The following is a 17532-nucleotide window of genomic DNA, read 5'->3' as shown; positions in this document are numbered from 1 at the left end:
TCTCTCCTCGAGGGACGGCCATCCGCGTCCGTCGTGGTCAGACGGGCACTTTGGCCGCTTCCGGCGCCGCCCCGGCAGCCGGCACCATTGACGGCGGGCAGACGATCAGGCCGTCGCGCTGCTGGCGTACCTGTCGGATCTCGGGCACCAGCACCAGCGCACAGGTCGACAGGACGATGAGCGCGGCGGCACCGAGGAGGGTGCGGGTGTCCCCCACCCGCTCCGCGACCGGCCCGGTGACCGCGTAGCCCAGCGGCATAATGACGACGGAGATGAGCGCCTCGTAGGAGCTGACCCGGGAGATTACCGCCTCCGGCACGACCTGCTGGACCGTGGTGTCCCACACCTCGTTGATGTAGGTCATGCCAGCGGAGCCGACGAGCGCGGTGGCGGCGACCACCAGCGCCGGCATCGGCCCAATGAGGGCCAGCAGCTCGAAGGCCGTCAGGCCGAGCGCCAAGTGGCCGGCCACGAGTGGGCGGCGGGGCCGCCAGCGCAGCGCGACGATGCCGCCCAGGAACGCGCCGACCGCCAGGCCCGTGCTGATCAGGCCCCAGTTCAGGGCCGTGCCCTGCTTGCTGGCGAAGATGATCGGGCCCAGCACGAAGAGCGGGCAGATCGCGAAGTTCCACACCGCATGACCGGTCAGCGTGAGCCAGTACCAGCGCCGGATCCGCAGCTCGCGCCAGCCGTGCACCAGCTCCTCGAGGAAATGCTTGCGCTCGCGCGGAGTCGACGGCGGTACCCGCAGGAAGAGCAGGCAGGCGGCGCTCACCACGAAGGACGTGGCGTCGATCAGATATCCCCAGGCGGGACCCGAGAGGGCCACCAGACCACCGGCGACCGCCGGGCCGAACATCCGCGACGCGGTCGCCGACATGCCCATCAGCGCGTTCGCCTGCTGAAGCTTGTCCCGCGGCGCGAGTTGCGGCACGAGCCCGGTCAACGCCGGCTTCGAGATCGACGAAGCGGCCCCGAACAGCGCGGAGGCGGCCAGGATCAGCCCGACCGACGCATGGCCGGTGAGCAGTAGCAGGCCCACCGCGCCATGCAGGAAGGCCAGGAAGCCGTCACCGCCGAGCAGGAGCAGCCGCCGGGGCATCCGGTCGGCCAGCACGCCGCCGATGAGCAGCAGCCCGACGCGGACCAGCGTCGACACCGCGAGGACCGAGCCGACGTCCGCGGCGGAGCCGCCGACGTGGATCACCGCGAAGACCACGGTGACCGGCATCAGGGCGTCGCCGAGGCCGGACGCCGTCCGGCTGATCCACAACAGCCGGTACGGCCCGCTGGCCAGCGGGCCGAACTTGTCACTGCTGAACATAGCCTGCTCCTCGTGTCACGACGACCTCCCGCCAGGTCGACTCGTGTGCCTCCACCGCCCGGCGGACCTCCTCGGCCACGGCGGGGGTGGCGAGCATCCGGTCGCGGTCCACGTCCAGCCGGCGGAGCTCGCCGGTAAAGAGCGGGTCGAGCACGTACCCGGCGGACCCCAGGATCCGCACGCCGGCCGCCGGAGCCGCCGGTGTGAGCGCGCTCATCAGCAGGTATGCCAAGTAGCGGTGGAACCGGGCCCCCAGCTGGGCGCCGAGTTTGGCAGGCAGCTTCATCCGGGCGAAGGACGCGGTCACGGTAGTCACGTAACTGTCCAGCAGCAGCCGCGTGTCAGCCACCGGTTCGCCGGCGTCGTCCGCCCAGCCCGCAGGCAGGGGCGGCTCGTCGGCCAGCCCACGGTCCATGCCGCGCAGCGACGAGAGCGCCGTCTCGTACGCCTGCACGAGGGTCAGCCGGTCGACGGTCTCGGGGTCGACCAGCACTACTTGCGGCGCGGGCCGTCCAGTGGCACCCAGCAGCGCGGCCGCCGACCGGGCCGGCGCGGATCCGGCACAGTAGCCGACCGCCACCGCGACCTCGCGGCCCTCTGCGGTGATCCCGTCGACCAGCAGCCGCAGCCGAGCCTCGACCGACTGCACGGTGTCCACCGCGTCGAGTTCGTCCGGCGGGACCGCCTCCAGGACCGGCACGTCCTCGGGCAGCAGCTCGACGAGGTCGGCGAAGCCGGCCCCGGCCCGTCCGGGGCCGAAGTCGAAGGCGAGCACGGACGGCAGAGCCCCTCCGGGGCGCAGGACGCGCCACAGGTCGAGTGTCACGTTTACCTCTGTCGATGCAGTTGGACGCACGGAACTGTCGGAGCAGCTTCCGTCCCCCGTGAAGCTTCGCAACCAGCTCTCGATGGTTCGGTCTTATGACCGGCCGCAAATGTAACCACAGCCGTAGGCCCACCGTCGAGCCCCCTCGGCCGTTCCGGAGGCACCCCCGTCGGGAGCGATTCAGCCTTCGCTTAGGCCACCGCGAAGGCAGTCGAACGGCGCCTCGCGAGGCCCTCAGTCGTCCCAGGCTTCGGGATCGAGTGGATGTTGCAGAGTGATGAACCGTGTGCAATGCTTCCGCGAGCCAACGGGGGGCTCGGTACGACTGTCCTGCTAGGACGTGTCGCCGTACTGCGCTGCCCTCAGTGTCATTCGCGCCAGGAGGGGCAGTGTCGACATCGGGTATCGATGAGTGGCTGCGCACCCGGACGGTGATGACGCTCGGTCCGTCTGGGACTGACGCTTACGCCGAGGCTAGTCGTATCGGGGCTACGGTCTCGCTCTGCCCCTCGTTCTCCTTGGCCATGCAGGAGGCCGAGGAGACAGACAACCTGGCGCTGGTCGCAGCCGGCTTCCTCGACCTGGACGGTGACCGGCTGGTCGACAGCTGGGTCAACCTGCACTTCCGCACACGCAGGACGATGCGGGTGGTGGGCGTGTGGGAGTCACCGACCAAGCCGATGTGCGTCGCCGTCCGGGCCGATCTCGACCGGGACGTCAGCGAGGTGCGCACCGTCGTCGCGCACCCGTCGACCCTCCAACTGGTACGCGAGACCCTGCCGGTGGAGGCCGAGGTCAGGACGGTTAACGCGAAGCCGAAGGCGGCCCGGGCCGTGGCGGACGGCGAGGCCGATGCCTGCATCGCCTCCCTCGACGTGGTGCAGGGCATGAGCGAGCTGCGCCCACTCTCGGTGCTGACCCCGACGATGGTGTGGTGCCTATACGCCCCGCTCGGGGCGCAGGTATGACCCCTTCGGCACCTGCGGCCGGCATCGTGGCGCTGCTCGGGGCCGGGGTGATGAACCGGGCGATCGCCCCCCACCTGCGTCAGGTGGGCTGGACGTTGCGGCTCTACAACCGACGTCCGGAGAGCTGGCTCGATGCGGGGGCGACGGCGGACGAGGTGCGCCGGTCACCCGCCGAGGCCGCGGCGGGTGCGGACGTGGTGCTCTCGATGGTTTCGGACGACGGAGCTAGCCGCGCGGTCTGGCAAGGCCCGGAGGGCGCCGTCCGTACGCTGCGCCCCGGCGCGCTCGCCGTGGAAGCGTCCACGGTCTCGGCCCACCGGGTCGACGAGTGGGCGGCGGCGGTCGGCGAAGCCGGCGCGGGGGCGGTCGACGCACCGGTCACCGGTAGCGTCCCGCGCGCCACGACCGGCACCCTGGTGGCCTTCGTCGGCGGCTCCGACCACGACTTCGCCCGCTACGAGAGCTTCAGCGACTGTTTCACGGAACGGCGGTACCGGTTGGGGCCGGTGGGTGCCGCGACCCGGTTCAAGCTGGCGCACAACCTCTTCGCCGCCGTGGTGCTCGCCGGCTTCGCCGAGCACCTGGCCCTGGTGGAACGGCTCGGCCTCGACCCCGAACTGGTCGTGGAGATCATGTCGAGTTACGGCTGGGGGCAGGGTGTCGCCTCCGGCTACGGGCCCCGGATGCTGCGCGACGAGTACAAGGACGTCCGCTGCCGACTCGGGCTGATGGCCAAGGACGTTGCGTACGCGGCGGAGCTGGCCCACGAGACCGGACTGAAGACCCCGTTGACTGCGGCGGTTCGGCACGGGTTCGCGGCGGCGGTGGCCCAGGGCCTGGGCGATCTGGACATGGGGGCGGTACGACGGGTGGTGGGGTCATGATGACACCACGGTGGTTCGCGCACTCGCGCTTCGTGCCCGCCGAGGCACGGGATCAGGTCACCGCGCAGCTGGAAACCTACCCGGACGACGTCCGCGCCGTCCTGGACGAGCTGCGGATCCCCGACACGACCGTGGTGATCAGTGGGTCCCTCGGCCGGCAGGAGCCGTCGGTGACCTACGACGGTGGCCGGTGGCGACTGGAGTCCGACCTCGATCTGGTGCTGCTGGTTGCCGACGACGAGGCCGCGCACCCGGTGCACGAGGTGGTCCCCTGGCTGGCACGACGGCGGCCGGACCTGCTGACCACCGGCTTCGTCGTCCGGTACGACCGGGCGCGGCTGATGCGCTCCTTCATCGCCGCGGACCTGGCGCTGGGCTGGCCGAACCGGATCGGCGGTCCCGCCGACGCCCAGTGTCCGGTCACTCACCGGATCACCGTCGAGGACCACCTGGAGCTGTTCGCGCACCAGCTCAGCGGCTGGTTGCTCTATCCGCACACGGAGAGCCAGTTCGCCGGTTCGAAGCACTTCCGGGATGCCGCCGAGACGCATCTGATGAAGTGCGCGCTGGAGGGGATGCGGCTGATCGTCGGCGCGGTCGACGGACACGTCCAGCGATACGGCGATCTTCTGGACCGGGACGCCCCGGCGATTCTGGCCCCGCACCTGCCCGTCGAGGAGGTGGCGAAGCTGATCCGCCTCCGCGAGGTCGACGGCCCCGACGCGCTGCAGCGGGAGAGCGTCCGACGCTGTCTCGTCGGCGGTGTCACGGCCTACTTGGGCCTGCCCCCCGGTGACCTCGGCGACGTGCCGCAGGTGCTCGCCGACCGGCTCGCCGGCACAGCCGGGGAACTGCTGCTGTTCCGGCACTGCCTTCTGCTTCTGCTCACCGCGCACCTCGAGCCCGGGCAGCAGGACGGGATCGCCAAGGTCCTGCACGCGTACCTGGAGGAGTGGCCGGCGACTGACGAGGCCGAGCGGGCAGCGGTGCGACGGCTACAAGCCGAACTGGCCCACGGCTCGGTCGGCCTGGTCGACACCGATCGCCGCGGCGACTGGATCGCCCTGCGTCGGCAGTACTACGGACGGCTCGGCGACCGGAACTTCGGGCGCGACGCCACGGCGCAGGACTGACATCGAGAGAAGTGGACAGAAACGTGTACCCAGACTGGATTGAGGCCCTGCCGCGTGCGGCCGTCAACTTCCCCGGCGCCGAAGGCCGGCTCATGTCGAGCCCGCAGGGCCAGGTCGTGCTCTGGTCGTTCGCCGACGGCGGGACCGTGCCACCGCACCGCCACGGCCCGCAGGTCGGACTGGTGCTCTCCGGCGCCGTGCACCTCACCGTGGAGGAAACCACCACCACTCACCGGCCCGGCGCGTTTTTCGTCATCGACGACCAGCAGGAGCACGGCGCGACCCTCGACCCGGGCACCCATGTCATCGAGATCTTCGCCGAGACCGACCGGCACCGGGCGGTGGAATCCCTGGAGCAGGCGAGCGCGGGCTGACCGCCCACCCGTCCCCTCTCGGACGCCAGCGGCGTCCGACCACTCCTCACGATCGGTGGACCGTATGGCACCACACGCCTACCTGCTCCGCGCGGGACGGGCGCTCCTCGGCGACGACGAGCTGCTCACGCCCGACGCGGCCGTCGCGGTGGTAGAACGCCGCATCCTGTGGGCGGGCCCTCGGGCGGAGCTGCCCGAGGTGCTGCGCGGCTTGGACGAGTGCGACCTGGGCGGGCTCACCCTGCTGCCCGGCCTGATCGACGCCCACGTGCACCTGGCCTTCGACACCGGCCCCGACCCGGCCGCCGCGTTGGCCGCGGTGGACGACACCGTACTGCTCAAGGAGATGACGGCCAACGCCCACCGGCACCTGCTGGCGGGCGTCACCACGGTCCGCGACCTCGGCGCCCGGTCGTTCCTCGACGTGGCGGTCGCCCGGGCCACTGCGGCCGACCCGGCGCTGGGCGCCCGGGTGGTGCCGGCGGGTGCCCCGATCACCGTTCCCGACGGCCACTGCTGGTACCTGGGGGGTGCCTGCGCGGACGACGACGCGGTGGCCGACCGGATCCGGCTAAGCCACGACAGTGGCGTGCAGGTCGTGAAGATCATGGCGACCGGAGGCTTTCTGACCACGCGTACCCAGCCGGGGGCGCCGCAGTTCGGGGCCGACACACTGCGCGCAGTGACCCGCCTAGCGCACCGGCTGCGCCTCCCGGTGGCCGCGCACGCCCACGGCACGCAGGGCATCCGCGACGCCGTCGAGGCCGGCTGCGACACAATCGAACACTGCACCTGGGTCGGGGACGGCCGGCTGGAGTTCGACCGAGCAGTGGTCGACCGGATGGTCGACCTGGGCACCGTCGTCTGCCCCACCGTCAACGGGAACGCCCGCAACCCGAGCGGTCGCATCGACTGGCGGGAACGCCGAGAGCACCTGCGGGAGCTGATCGAGGCCGGGGTGCCGGTGATTGCCGGCACCGACGCCGGGATCCAGAACATCGCGCACGGCTCGCTGGTCGATGGGCTCGAGATCATGCCCGACTTCGGTCTCACCCCCCGCCAGGTGCTGCGCTCCGCCACCGCCGGCGCCGCCCTGGCCCTAGGCCTCAGCGACACCACCGGCCGGATCGCCGGCGGACACGACGCGGACCTGATCGCGGTCGGTGGCGACCCAACGGCTGACCTGACCGTGCTCCGGGCTCCGGCGCTGGTCGTCTCCCGCGGGGTCGCCGTACGCGTGCCCGACGGCATGGCGTGGCCGCACCCCGTCAAGCTGGATCGGTAGGCATGATGCGAGACACGATCGAGGTGGTCGTCGCCACCCAGTGGTCCCGGGTGCTCGGTGTCGCCGCGGCGCACCTGGACGAGGATTTCTTCGACGCCGGCGGCGATTCCCTGCTTGCCGCCCGCCTCGCCGTCGCGCTGCGAAAGGCGACCGGGCTGCCGGTGGATCTGGGCACCGTCTTCGAGGCCCGCACCCTCCGGGGCATCAGCCAGGCGCTGCGTACGGAGAATGAGAGCTGGGGACGGCTGCTAACGCTCGCGCCGGACGGCGCACGAGCGCCGCTGATGCTGCTCCCCTCCGGCGGCGGCGGCGTGATCGGGCTGAACAGCCTGGCCAGCTACCCGCTGGATCGCCCCGTGTACGCGGCCACGGCCAAGGGTCTGCGGCCCGAGGAGGGGGAGCCGTTCGCCAGCCTCGCCGAGCTGGTCGCCGACTTCGCCGCGCTGATGACCGCCGCCGGGCTGCCCCGCCGGCTCCACCTCGGCGGCTTCTGCCTGGGCGGCAACCTGGCGGTGGAACTGGCCCGACGGCTGCTCGTCGAGGGCTGGGAGGTCCTCTCCGTCAACCTCTTCAACACCTCGCTCTACGCGCCCCCGATCGACCCGGAGGAGCTGATCCGGGCGCGGCTGGCCGGCCTGGTCCACTCCGCCGGGCTGACCACCGACCCCGAGGAGCTCCGGCCGGAGGCGGTGTTCGAGCTGCTCAGCGCGCACAGTCCCAACGGCCTGGTGGAGACCGACCACGCAGCGTTCCTGGCTCGGCTGCGGGTCGCCGCGATGCTCCGGCACAGCATCTCGGGCCACCTGCCCGAGCCGGTGGCCGCCCCGGTACGACTCTTCTCCGCCCCGGACCGCGACGACCCGGAGGAGGTGGCCGCGGTCGGCTGCCGGCTGCCCGACTGGTCGGAGCTGGAATTCCCCGACTTCGCGCAGGTCGACGTCTCCGTGGGACACCACCAGATGCTGCACGACGAGCAGGTCCTCAAGGTCATCGCGGCGAGCCTCGTCGACTGCGAGGAGCAGGGCTCGTGAGGGACGGCATGGTGGCTCGTTCGGCGAGGTGGGCGGCGGTGGCGGGCTCCGAGCTGATCCCGCTCAACGTCGCCGAGATGGACTTTTCGACCGACCCGGCAGTGGTCGAACGGGTCCAGCGCCTGCTGCTCGGCCCGCTCACCTACAGCCCCCCATACACCGACAACGACATCGCCGGGACGTTGGTGGACCACTACCATCGAGAGCACGGCCTGACGGTGCCCCGGGGGAACGTCCTCCTCGCTGCAGGGATAGTGACGCAGACGTATCACGTTATGCGCGAGCTGCTCGCGCCGGGCGAAGCCGGGCTCTACTTCAGTCCGGCGTACCACAGCATTCCGGACTCGATCAATGCCGCCGGAGCGCGGGCCATCGCGGTCGATCTCGACCCGTGGGCCACACCGGCCTGGGACGCTGCGGAACTGGAACGTCGGATGGTGCCGGGCACTCGCCTCATTCATCTTTCCCATCCGCACAACCCGACCGGCCACCAGTTCGGCCCGAACGAGCTGCGGGCGATCAGTGACGTCGCGGAACGGCACGACCTGCTGATCGTGTCGAACGAGGTGTACGCCCGGCTCACCCTGCGGGGACAGCATCTGCCGATGGCGGCGATCGCCCCACAGCGCACCCTGACCATCACCGGTGCCACCAAGTCGCATAACCTTGCTGGCATCGGCGGGTCGGTGATGTTCAGCCAGAACTCGGAGCTGATAGCCCGTCTCCGCAGCGGTACCCGGTACAGCTTGGCCGCTGCACGGGGCATCCAGCAGGCGGCCCTGGCGGCAGCGTACGAACGGGACACTCCGTGGCTGCGGGCTACGCGCGACCGACTGCGCATCAACCAGCAACGGATCGCGGCCGAGTTGCGGAGGTGCCGCGGGGTCGACGTGCACGCTCCCGGCGCGACCTACTTCCTCTGGCTGCGTGTAAGGGAGCTGCCGGAACACGGTGACGCCGCACAGGTGCTGCGGAACGAGTGCGAGCTGGTGGGAGCACCCGGAGCGGAGTTCGGTGCCTCCCGCCACTTCGTCCGCTTGGCGGTGGCCGTGGCGCCCGAAGACGTCGACCTCGTCGTCGCGCGGATCCGGGCTTGGCCCCGGTACGAGACGCCCCGTGAGGGGGCGGCCCCAATCCTCACCGCTAGGCTCGGCGCGCAGCTGAAGCCGTTCCCTGCGCGATCCACTGGAAAGGACATCACGTGAAGGTTCTCATTGCGGGAGGCGCTGGATTCATCGGTAGCACGGTAGCGTCGTATTTGATGGATTCCGGGCACGAGCCGGTGATCCTCGACAATCTCGTAACGGGCCGCCGGGAATTCTGCGAGGGGCGCACCTTCTACGAGGGCGACATCGCCGATCCCACCATCATCGATCAGATCTTCACCGAGCACCCCGACGTTCATGCGGTAGTTCACTGCGCGGCCCTCATCGTCGTACCCGAATCGGTTGCCCGTCCGATTCACTATTACCGCGAGAATGTCGCCAAGACGCTGGAGTTCGTCGACCACCTCATTTCCAAGGGGGTCACCCGTATTCTGTTCAGCTCCTCCGCCTCGATCTACGAGCCAGGTGCCGACTTCAGCGTCGACGAGCACTCGAACGTGAAGGCCGTGAGCCCCTATGCCCGTACCAAGGTAGTCGTCGAGCAGATGCTGGCCGACATCGCCGCCGCTACGCCGCTGCGCGTGCTGTCGCTGCGCTACTTCAATCCAATCGGCGCCGACCCGAGGATGCGGTCGGGGCTTCAGGTGGCCTCGCCGACCCACGCCCTGGGCAAGCTCATCGAGGCATACCACAGCGACCGATCCTTCCAGGTGACTGGACTGGACTACCCCACCCGGGACGGCTCCGGGATCCGCGACTACGTCCACGTGTGGGATCTCGCCGCCGCTCATCTGCGCGCTCTCGAGGCCTTCGACACCCTGCTCTCGGCAGACTCGTCCCAGTACACGGTAGTGAACCTCGGCACGGGAACCGGCACGACCGTCCTGGAACTCGTCGATGCGTTCAACAAGGTGGTGGAGCGGCCCGTCCCGATCGAGACGGCCGGTCGCCGTCCCGGCGACTCGGCCGGTGCCTACACCCGCAGCAGCCGCGCCGCCGAGCTGCTCGGCTGGCGCGCGGAGCAGCCGATCGAAGAGGGGATCAAGGACTCCCTGACCTGGTTCGAGCGGCGCGGGCAGCTTTTGCCGGATCTCGCTGGGTAGCTCCCTGAGCTGTTACCCACGCTGAGGTCGTCCGTGCCACCGCAGTGTCGGCTTCATCTGCCCTCGGTGGCCGTGCGCCCCCTCCCCGCACGAAAGTATGGAGTCAACGACGCAGTGTCAGTCATTCAGGACAGTGACGTATCCCATGACCTGAACTTGGCGGAGTTGGCTCCGACCGGGATTGGGGGGGGTGACGAGCCGGTAGCCTTTTCCATCCCTCAGGCCCGGGTCTGCATCGACGCAATCGACCACCAGCTCATCCTGCTACTGCGCGAGCGCGCCGAGCTGGCCCGTCAGCTCGGCGACCAGCGGGTTGCCCTGGGCATGAGCCGGGTGGCTCTCGCCGGAGAGTACGAGGTCGTTCGCAGGTTTCGGGCGGCCCTCGGTCCGGACGGCGCACAGTTGGCCGCGCTCCTGCTCCGGCCGTCGCGGCAGGGACCGCTGCGGTGGCAGGAGGCGGGAAGGGCCCAGGACCAGGCAGCGTCGACCCCTGCTGGGCCGCCGAGGAAGGAAAGCAACGAAGGGTGAAGCATCGATTCGTCGGGATTGACGAGGCACCGGCCATCGAGGGCGCGGCGGTGGTAATCGACGTGTTGCGCGCATTCAGCACGGCGGCGTTCGCGCTGCACGCCGGCGCGGACCGGATCATTCTGGTGCGGTGTCTAGACGAGGCGCTATCGAGAAAGGCAGAGCTACCAGGTGCCCGTGCTCTATGCGACGGGCCCCCTCGGGCCGGATTCGACCTGGTCAACTCTCCCGCGCAAGTGCTGGAGCACGACCTCACGGGAGTCGCGATCGTCCAACGGACGACGGCCGGTACCCAAGGAGCGGTGGCCGCCCGTCACGCGTCACCACTTTTCTGCACCGGTTTCGTCACCGCCCGGGCGACGGCAGAGCGGCTCCGAGGGACGGCCGAGGTCAGCTTCGTGGTGACGGACGGCGACGAGGACCTGGCGTGCGCGGAGTACATCTCTGCGCTGCTGCGCGGCCTGGACGACACTCCCCGTTACCTCCGCCGGGCTGCCCGTTCACCAGCTGCGGAGCACCTTCGTGAACTGGTCCGGAACCGGCATCCTGGGGTCGACGCGCGCGATGTGGCCCTCTGCCTCATGGTAGACCGGTTCGACCGGCCGCTCGAGGCCCGCAACCAGGGTCCTGACCTGGTGCTGCAGCTGGCCGGTTGATGAGCCGCTCCGACCGCGGCGGCGGACGCCGCGGTCGGAGCAACCTCACCAGCTGGGGCGAAGTGAAGCTCGAGCCGCTGCGAACCTCCGACGGTGGCTACCGTCGGCACTCTTCGGCTGGCTGGCAGCCACTGGTTGGTTTGCCGTAGATCCGCTTCCCGTCCGGACCCGCATAGCAGGTGCTCCAGATAGCCTTCGGCCTGAAATAAGCGACGCCTATCGATCGCCGTCCCCTCGGTGTCGTAGCTGAGCGGCTCGGAACTGTCGCCAGCCTTGAGGCGGGCACTGTCGGGGTACGGCCTGGAGTGCAGAGCTAGGTATCAGCCGTACTCACCTCTGCACTCCAACGAGTACCCCGACAGGCACCGCTGGTCATCAGACCGAACGCGCCTTCGGAGAGCCTGGCTGCGGTGGTGTAACCGTCACCGTGGTCAAGTACGAGCCGGCGGACCTCGGCTGACCCGGCCGCAGACGCTGACGTCCCCGCCGTCGGCTCCGTTGAGGTCAGCAGCAGCCGCTGCACCGGCCTGGGCAGTGACTCACCGTGCGGCCACGGCTCGGTGGCACCCCCGCAGGACTTCCTGACCGTTCCCGCCCGCTCCACGTCGCAGGTGGCGTAGTCGACGTCGTTCATGCACAACACCAGTGCGCGGTTACCCCGCTCGATGGCCACCGCTAGCTCGGCCAGGGACACCGGGACGGGTCGCGCGCTCGGGTCCTGCCCGGTCTGCCGATGCGGGGAGTTCCACTGCAGGCACCGCTCGGCCGCGCCCCGCAGCGTCGGCGACAACTCACCCCGTCCCATGGCGAACATCAGCGCCAGCCACCGGCGCACCGACCACCACCAAGAGCGGACCCGCGTTCGTGGCGACGACCAGCAGCCACGGCAGCGCCAAGCCGTCCACAAGGCGGGCGTCGCGAGGGCGGCGCCACGCGACGAGGATGGTCGCCTGGGTGACATCCTCGGCCGTCGACCACGACCCGGTCAGCCGGAACGCGTGGTTGTAGACCGGACGGGAGTATCGACCGAAGGCCGACTCGTCACCGGCGACGATCGAGGACCACAGTTCGTCATCCGACGGTAGTACCCGATGCCTTACACCTCTTTAGTTCGAGCGGCGGACGGCCGGGGCGGGGGACCCACCGTGCACGAATCCTGCCGCTCCGACGGTTAAGATCGTGACGGCGGTGCGCCAGGATGCTGCCGTGGTGGAGGGCTGGATGGGCCAGGCCCAGGCCGCGACGACGACGCCGGCATGGCGTGGAGCGGCGGCATAGAGGGCGCACACGTAGACGAAGGCGGGCAGCCACGCCAGCCGCGCGCCGAGCAGCACCGTGCCACCGGCGACGACATCGCCCGCAGTGATGGCTTCCTAGTCCACGCGAGCAAGACCCGCCTCCGCGGCCACGCCGACCGCCAACTCCTCGCCGGACTCGTCGTCAACCACCACCCCGCCACACCACGCGACGAATACGACCAGCTCCGCGCCATCCTCCACAACGCCACCCGCACCGGCCTCGCCGCGCAGAACAGGACCGGCCACCCCGACTTCGCTCAATACCTCATCGGACGAGTTACCTGGGTCAGCCATCACCACCCGGCACGCGCAGTCAAACTCGCCACGCTGCTGGCCCACGCACTCGCGGCACCGCAAACTGACGCGGCGCGACAACTTCGCCGGATCTTGGCGAGGACGCGTCGAGCCGGCAGAAGCAGGGCCTGAGCAGGACTTACATCAGCTCTGCTGATCTTCAGCAAGCGAGCACAGCAACGCGCGTATGCGACCCGCTAACGTGAAAACAGAATAGAAACCAGCAGATCATAAGCCTATGGGTACAGATAGAGCGTCGTCTTAGGAGTCTCCATGTGACTCCGGTTGATCTTGACGGGCAGGGCGGATCGGCCGGCCGGACCTGGTCGCGTCGGCGGAGAGCGGTCTGGTTCAGGCTGCGGCGCGGACTGTGGGTGCAGGTTGAGTGAAGGTCTTGCGGTCGCGGATAAGTGCCCAGAGGACGTCAACCCGCCGTCGCGCGAGGACGAGAATCGCTTGACGGTGGTTCTTTCCTTCGGCGCGTTTCTTCTCGTAGTAGGCACGCGACGTGGGGCATTCCCTGGCAGCGGTGAACGCGGCCATCCACAGAATGTGCCGCAGTCTTCGGTGGTACCGGCTCGGCTGGCGATGGTTCCCGGAGACCGTGCCGGAGTCGTGGGAGACAGGTGCCAGGCCGGCGTGGGCGGCGAGTTTCGCGGGGCTGTCGTACTCGGTCATGCCGGCGGTGTGGACCAGCAGTTCGGCGGTGAGCAGGGGACCCATGCCGGGCAGGCTCCCGATGATCGGCGCCAGCGGGTGCTGGTCGAGCTGTTCGGCGATGAGGTTGTCCACGGCGGCGATGCGCTGCTCCAGGGCGAGGATCTCGGTGGCCATCTGCCCGACCACCACTGCGGCGGCACGCTGTCCGGGCAGGTTCACGGTCTGCTGCCGGGCGGCGGCGATCATCGCCTCGGCGACCTGGACGGCGTTCTTGACGTGGCCTCGGCGGAGCAGTGCGGTGATTCGGTCGACGCCGGCGTGCCGGATCGCGGCCGGGGCCTGCCAGCAGGCGAGGACCATCATCGGGGCCTTCCGGTTGAGGTCGACCGCGCGTTCGAGGGCGGGGCTGATTCCGGTGAGGAGTTCCTGCAGCCGGAAGAGGGTGGCGACGCGCTGGCCGACGAGGTCGGCGCGGTAGCTGGTCAGGACGGTGAGTTCGGCGAGGAGCCGGTCGGAGGGTGCCAGGATCGGGATGTCGGGGCGCATGCGGATGGTCTGCGCGATGACGACCGCGTCGCGGGCGTCGGTCTTGTTCTCCCCGGAGAACGCAGCGGCCATGTGGAACGCGACGGTCCCGGAGACGTAGCGAACCTGAACCTGCCGCCGCCACAGCAGGGTCAGCAGCAAGGCGGACAGGCCGGTGGTGACATCCACCGCCCAGCAGACCGGACGGCCGTGCGTCGACACCTCGGCCATGACGGTGAGCAGTGAGGTCTCGTCGTTGGCGACCCTGCGGGAGTAGACCAGCCGGCCGTCGCTGTCGACGGCGGCGACGTGGTGGTGGGTCTTGCCGATGTCCACGCCGATCCACAGCTTCGCCACCCTCGCGCTCCCTTCGTTGATCGGTTCTCTCGAATGGCCCGTCGTCTGTGGGTTCGGGTTTGCCGGCACCTTCTAACGAGGCGAACGCAGGTCGCGGATCTCCATCAGCGGTCTACCAAATCTCACAGACGACGAAGCGGCGGGTGGCATCTCCTACCGTGAGCCAAGCGATCTCGACGAAACACACGCAGCCATACCCACCGCCTCCTGGCATCAGGGTCTACGGCCGCAGGGCCGCGCCCGTTCAACCAACCGGCCCGCGGAGCGAGAAGTGGGTGGCACCTCGAGGCTCAGCCACAATCACGGCGGAACACACTTCAGCCATCCCCACCCCGGCCCCGCGGGCGCGGCAACCCTGAGCCTGCCGGCGTCGCCGGCCGGCGCTCCGGACACGATGTGCGGGACCTGCGAGCATCAGCGCTCCACCGAGCGCGGGGCAGGCGTTGGGCATCGTGGCCCACGACGGCTGGTCGCCGGCCGCCGCTCCGCGACCGGCCTGATCCCCACGCCAACCGTCGCCTCAGCGGCTTGAATGGTGGTGTGCAGGTCAGCAAGGACGGGCGGGGCTGGTGCGTCGGCACTGCCGCCGACGTGGGCTGGATCGCGGGTCACACCGCTGCCGGCGTCTCGATCACCACCGCGATCCCGCCGGTCTTCGACGCCTACGCCACCACGTACCAGACCGACGACGTCACCGCCGCCGCCTACGAGCAGGCCCTCATCGCGCACCTCACCACGCACACGCCCGACCAGCCGTGGTGGCTGGCCTACCTCGACACCGGCGCCCACGACGTCGTCTTCCCCCACGCCCCGAGGGTGTTCCTCTACTGGAACTGGCCGTACGTGCTGGTCCAGGCCGGTCCCGAGCAAGCTCTCACCTGGCGGACCGGTGGTCACATGCGCCACGGCCGCGGAGCGCTACCCGACCTGTTCTTTCCCGCCGACCGGTCGTGGCTGGTCTCCGCGCTCTGGGACGACACCTGGACCTGCGTCGGCGGCCCGGAACCACTGATCCACACCCTCGAACGCGACCCGGTGGCCAACGCCCGCCAGATCCGACCCGACGAGGACACGCTGCCGCCGGGGCTGACCCGCGAGTGACGACCCACGCCCCGGGGCAGCGGTCAGCCTCCGACGGCGGCTACCCTCGCCACTTCTCGGCGGGTCGGCAGTCGCTGGTCGGTTTGCCGTAGATCGGCTTCCCGTCCGGGTCCGCGTAGCAGTGCTCGAGTTGGTCTTCGGCCTGGAACAGCGGACGCCTGTCGATCTCCGTCCCGTGGGCGTCGTAGCTGACCAGTTCGGGGTCGTTGCCGGCCTTGAGTCGGGCGTCGTTGGTCATCAGGCCGAACGCGCCTTCGGATAGCCGCGCTGTGGTGGTGTGGCCGTCGCCGTGGTCGAGGACGAGCCGGTGGACGCGGCTGCTGACCCGGCCGCTGACGTTGACGTCCCCGCCGTCGTGCTCGGTGGAGGTCAGCAGCAGCCGCTGCACCGGCCCGGGCAGCAGGTCACCGTGCGGCCACGGCTCAGTGGCGCCCCCGCCGGACTCCCGGGGTGTTCCCGCCCCTTCCACGTCGCAGGTGGCGTAGCCGACGTCGTTCATGAACAACACCAGCGCGCGGTCACCTTGCTCGGTAGCCACCGCGAGGTCGGCCAGGGACACCGGGACGGGTTGCTCACTCGGATTCTGCCGGGTCTGTCGTTGCGGGGAGTTCCACTGCAGGCACTGCTCGGCCGCTTTCTGCAGCGTTGGCGGCAGCTCCCCGGGCCCCATGGCCAGCACCTGTGCGGTCGAGCGGTCCGGCCGGTCCCACGCCACCGCCGCGGCCCCGGACGCCACGGTCAGCAGCGCCGCCACAGCCGCGGCGATCCTCAGTCGTGGCGTACGCGCGGGAGGCGGGCTCGCGACGCCGAGGAGCCGGGCCCGCATCGCGAGCGCCGCCTCCGGTGGCAGGTCCCGCTCCGCGGGCAGGTCGAGAATGTCGTTCACCGTTTCCCCTCCTGGATCTCCTGCGGCATCAAGCGGGCCAGGCGGCTGCGCGCACGACTGACCCTCGACCGCACCGCCACCTCGCTGATGCCCAACACGGCCGCCGCGTCCGGGTACGACACGCCGGACCACAGGCACAACGCCACCGCTTCCCGCTCGGCAGGCGGCAACCGGCGGACCACCGCGAGGACCTCGGTCATCCGCCGTTCGTCGTCGAGCCGCGCAGAGACGTCCTCGGCGAGGTCACCATCGGCGTACCGCTCTCCCGGTAGACGCCGGATCAGCGCAAGCCACCGGCGCGTCGACCGCCACTCCGAGCGGACCGCGTTGGTGGCGACGACCAGCAGCCACGGCAGCGCCGATCCGTCCACGAGTCGCGCGTCGTGCCGGCGGCGCCACGCGACGAGGAACGTTGCCTGGGTGATGTCCTCGGCCGTCGACCACGAGCTGGTCAGCCGGAACGCGTGGTTGTAGACCGGACGGGAGTACCGGTCGAAGAGCCGACCGAACGCCACCTCGTCACCGGCGGCGATCGAGGACCACAACTCCTCGTCCGACGGTCGCATTTGTTGCCTCACAACACACTATGGCCGCCCACGACGGCTCTGTTGCAGGTCGCCCACCAGTGGCCGCAGGCGGAAACCACACCCGGCGATGAGCGGGGCAGGATCGCCGCTTCGTGAGGGCCAGGCCCTTGCATCTGACGGTGTTCGGGCGAGCGTGTCAACCCCGCCCGCTGGGCGCGTGCATCCCGTCCACCCCGAGTGGCTTGCGACGACGTTCGACGGCGGGGACAGCCCGTCCCGCTCGCCGCACCTGCCACCACCTGTCGAACGGCGATCCAAGAGCTGGAACGCCGCCGCCCGCTGCAAGCGGCGTGGCGCTCCACGACAGGGTGGCTTCCATGCGACACCTGGGCCCACGCGCGGGAGGCTGAGGCGCATGGTCACGAGGTGCGCCGTGCACACGCAAAACGCATGCTGCAACCAGCCGATCACAAAGGGTTGCATCGATGGCCGTGATCTGTGAGACTCATTGACCTCGGCACTGCTACATCCACGGGGGATACGTTGAGCAGACGTTGCCGCATTGATCGGCTCGACCATATGGCGACTCCTGGGCATGTGCCCAGCATCGGCTTCGACCGGCACGAGACCGCCAATCTTCGCCGCTAGCCCTGCCCCGAATCTCCA

General features: G+C 69.9%; 18 protein-coding genes. 12 read left to right on the top strand and 6 right to left on the bottom strand.

The window, feature by feature from the left end:
- Positions 1–37: 37 nt before the first annotated feature.
- Both J3R08_RS02635 and J3R08_RS02630 read right to left on the bottom strand, forming a co-directional pair.
- Positions 38–1324: an MFS transporter gene (locus tag J3R08_RS02635; protein ID WP_209959855.1), complete on the bottom strand. Its 1287-nt coding sequence runs from the start codon at positions 1322–1324 to the stop codon at positions 38–40.
- A complete protein-coding gene (locus J3R08_RS02630) occupies positions 1311–2150 on the bottom strand; it encodes a hypothetical protein (RefSeq protein WP_209959853.1) in 840 nt (279 codons plus the stop codon). Before J3R08_RS02630 ends, J3R08_RS02635 begins: the two co-directional genes overlap by 14 nt.
- 518 nt (positions 2151–2668) lie before the next feature.
- On the opposite strand from J3R08_RS02630, the gene J3R08_RS02625 reads away from it, so the two are divergent.
- The 10 genes from J3R08_RS02625 (at position 2669) to J3R08_RS02580 (ending at position 11218) form a co-directional block, all read left to right on the top strand.
- On the top strand, positions 2669–3118 hold the full coding sequence (locus J3R08_RS02625) for a hypothetical protein (protein WP_209959851.1): 450 nt from the start codon (positions 2669–2671) through the stop codon (positions 3116–3118).
- Positions 3115–4002, top strand: coding sequence for an NAD(P)-dependent oxidoreductase (locus J3R08_RS02620; protein ID WP_209959849.1), 888 nt, complete (start codon positions 3115–3117; stop codon positions 4000–4002). The genes J3R08_RS02625 and J3R08_RS02620 overlap by 4 nt, the downstream gene beginning before the upstream one ends.
- Positions 3999–5135, top strand: a complete 1137-nt coding sequence (locus J3R08_RS02615) for a hypothetical protein (protein ID WP_209959848.1) — start codon at positions 3999–4001, stop codon at positions 5133–5135. Before J3R08_RS02620 ends, J3R08_RS02615 begins: the two co-directional genes overlap by 4 nt.
- A gap of 92 nt (positions 5136–5227) precedes the next feature.
- Positions 5228–5509 carry a cupin domain-containing protein gene (locus J3R08_RS02610; RefSeq protein WP_209959846.1) on the top strand — a complete coding sequence of 94 codons (282 nt, stop codon included), beginning with the start codon at positions 5228–5230 and terminating at the stop codon, positions 5507–5509.
- Between the two features lie 64 nt (positions 5510–5573).
- Positions 5574–6794: an amidohydrolase family protein gene (locus tag J3R08_RS02605; RefSeq protein ID WP_209959844.1), complete on the top strand. Its 1221-nt coding sequence runs from the start codon at positions 5574–5576 to the stop codon at positions 6792–6794.
- Between the two features lie 2 nt (positions 6795–6796).
- The gene (locus tag J3R08_RS02600; protein WP_209959842.1) at positions 6797–7825 is read left to right on the top strand and encodes a phosphopantetheine-binding protein; all 1029 of its coding nucleotides are present in this window, start codon (positions 6797–6799) and stop codon (positions 7823–7825) included.
- Positions 7826–7863: 38 nt separating this feature from the next.
- Positions 7864–9030 (top strand): aminotransferase class I/II-fold pyridoxal phosphate-dependent enzyme, encoded by a 1167-nt coding sequence (locus tag J3R08_RS02595; RefSeq protein ID WP_209959840.1) that lies wholly within the window; start codon positions 7864–7866, stop codon positions 9028–9030.
- Positions 9027–10034, top strand: coding sequence for a UDP-glucose 4-epimerase GalE (gene galE, locus J3R08_RS02590; protein ID WP_209959838.1), 1008 nt, complete (start codon positions 9027–9029; stop codon positions 10032–10034). Before J3R08_RS02595 ends, galE begins: the two co-directional genes overlap by 4 nt.
- A 114-nt stretch (positions 10035–10148) precedes the next feature.
- A complete protein-coding gene (locus J3R08_RS02585) occupies positions 10149–10562 on the top strand; it encodes a chorismate mutase (RefSeq protein ID WP_209959836.1) in 414 nt (137 codons plus the stop codon).
- A complete protein-coding gene (locus tag J3R08_RS02580; RefSeq protein ID WP_209959834.1) occupies positions 10559–11218 on the top strand; it encodes a 2-phosphosulfolactate phosphatase in 660 nt (219 codons plus the stop codon). Before J3R08_RS02585 ends, J3R08_RS02580 begins: the two co-directional genes overlap by 4 nt.
- Before the next feature lie 791 nt (positions 11219–12009).
- Here J3R08_RS02580 and J3R08_RS02575 read toward each other — a convergent pair.
- Positions 12010–12207: a hypothetical protein gene (locus tag J3R08_RS02575; RefSeq protein ID WP_245254923.1), complete on the bottom strand. Its 198-nt coding sequence runs from the start codon at positions 12205–12207 to the stop codon at positions 12010–12012.
- Between the two features lie 267 nt (positions 12208–12474).
- Here J3R08_RS02575 and J3R08_RS02570 point away from each other — a divergent pair, with 267 nt between their 5' ends.
- On the top strand, positions 12475–12942 hold the full coding sequence (locus J3R08_RS02570; protein WP_209959831.1) for a hypothetical protein: 468 nt from the start codon (positions 12475–12477) through the stop codon (positions 12940–12942).
- 219 nt (positions 12943–13161) lie between these two features.
- On the opposite strand, the gene J3R08_RS02565 is transcribed toward J3R08_RS02570, so the two are convergent.
- Entirely contained in the window at positions 13162–14352 is a 1191-nt protein-coding gene (locus J3R08_RS02565) for an IS110 family transposase (RefSeq protein WP_209959829.1), read from the bottom strand.
- A gap of 540 nt (positions 14353–14892) precedes the next feature.
- Here J3R08_RS02565 and J3R08_RS02560 point away from each other — a divergent pair.
- Complete coding sequence (locus J3R08_RS02560) at positions 14893–15453, top strand: hypothetical protein (protein WP_209959827.1); 561 nt, start codon at positions 14893–14895, stop codon at positions 15451–15453.
- A 40-nt stretch (positions 15454–15493) separates the two neighbouring features.
- Here J3R08_RS02560 and J3R08_RS02555 read toward each other — a convergent pair whose 3' ends face one another.
- On the bottom strand, positions 15494–16339 hold the full coding sequence (locus tag J3R08_RS02555) for a hypothetical protein (protein WP_209959825.1): 846 nt from the start codon (positions 16337–16339) through the stop codon (positions 15494–15496).
- A complete protein-coding gene (locus J3R08_RS02550) occupies positions 16336–16905 on the bottom strand; it encodes an RNA polymerase sigma factor (protein ID WP_245254658.1) in 570 nt (189 codons plus the stop codon). Before J3R08_RS02550 ends, J3R08_RS02555 begins: the two co-directional genes overlap by 4 nt.
- Positions 16906–17532 lie beyond the last annotated feature (627 nt).

The sequence above is a fragment of the Micromonospora sp. HB375 genome, from assembly GCF_017872985.1.
Classification (GTDB): domain Bacteria; phylum Actinomycetota; class Actinomycetes; order Mycobacteriales; family Micromonosporaceae; genus Micromonospora; species Micromonospora chalcea.
This window is presented reverse-complemented; position numbering and strand designations above follow the sequence as displayed.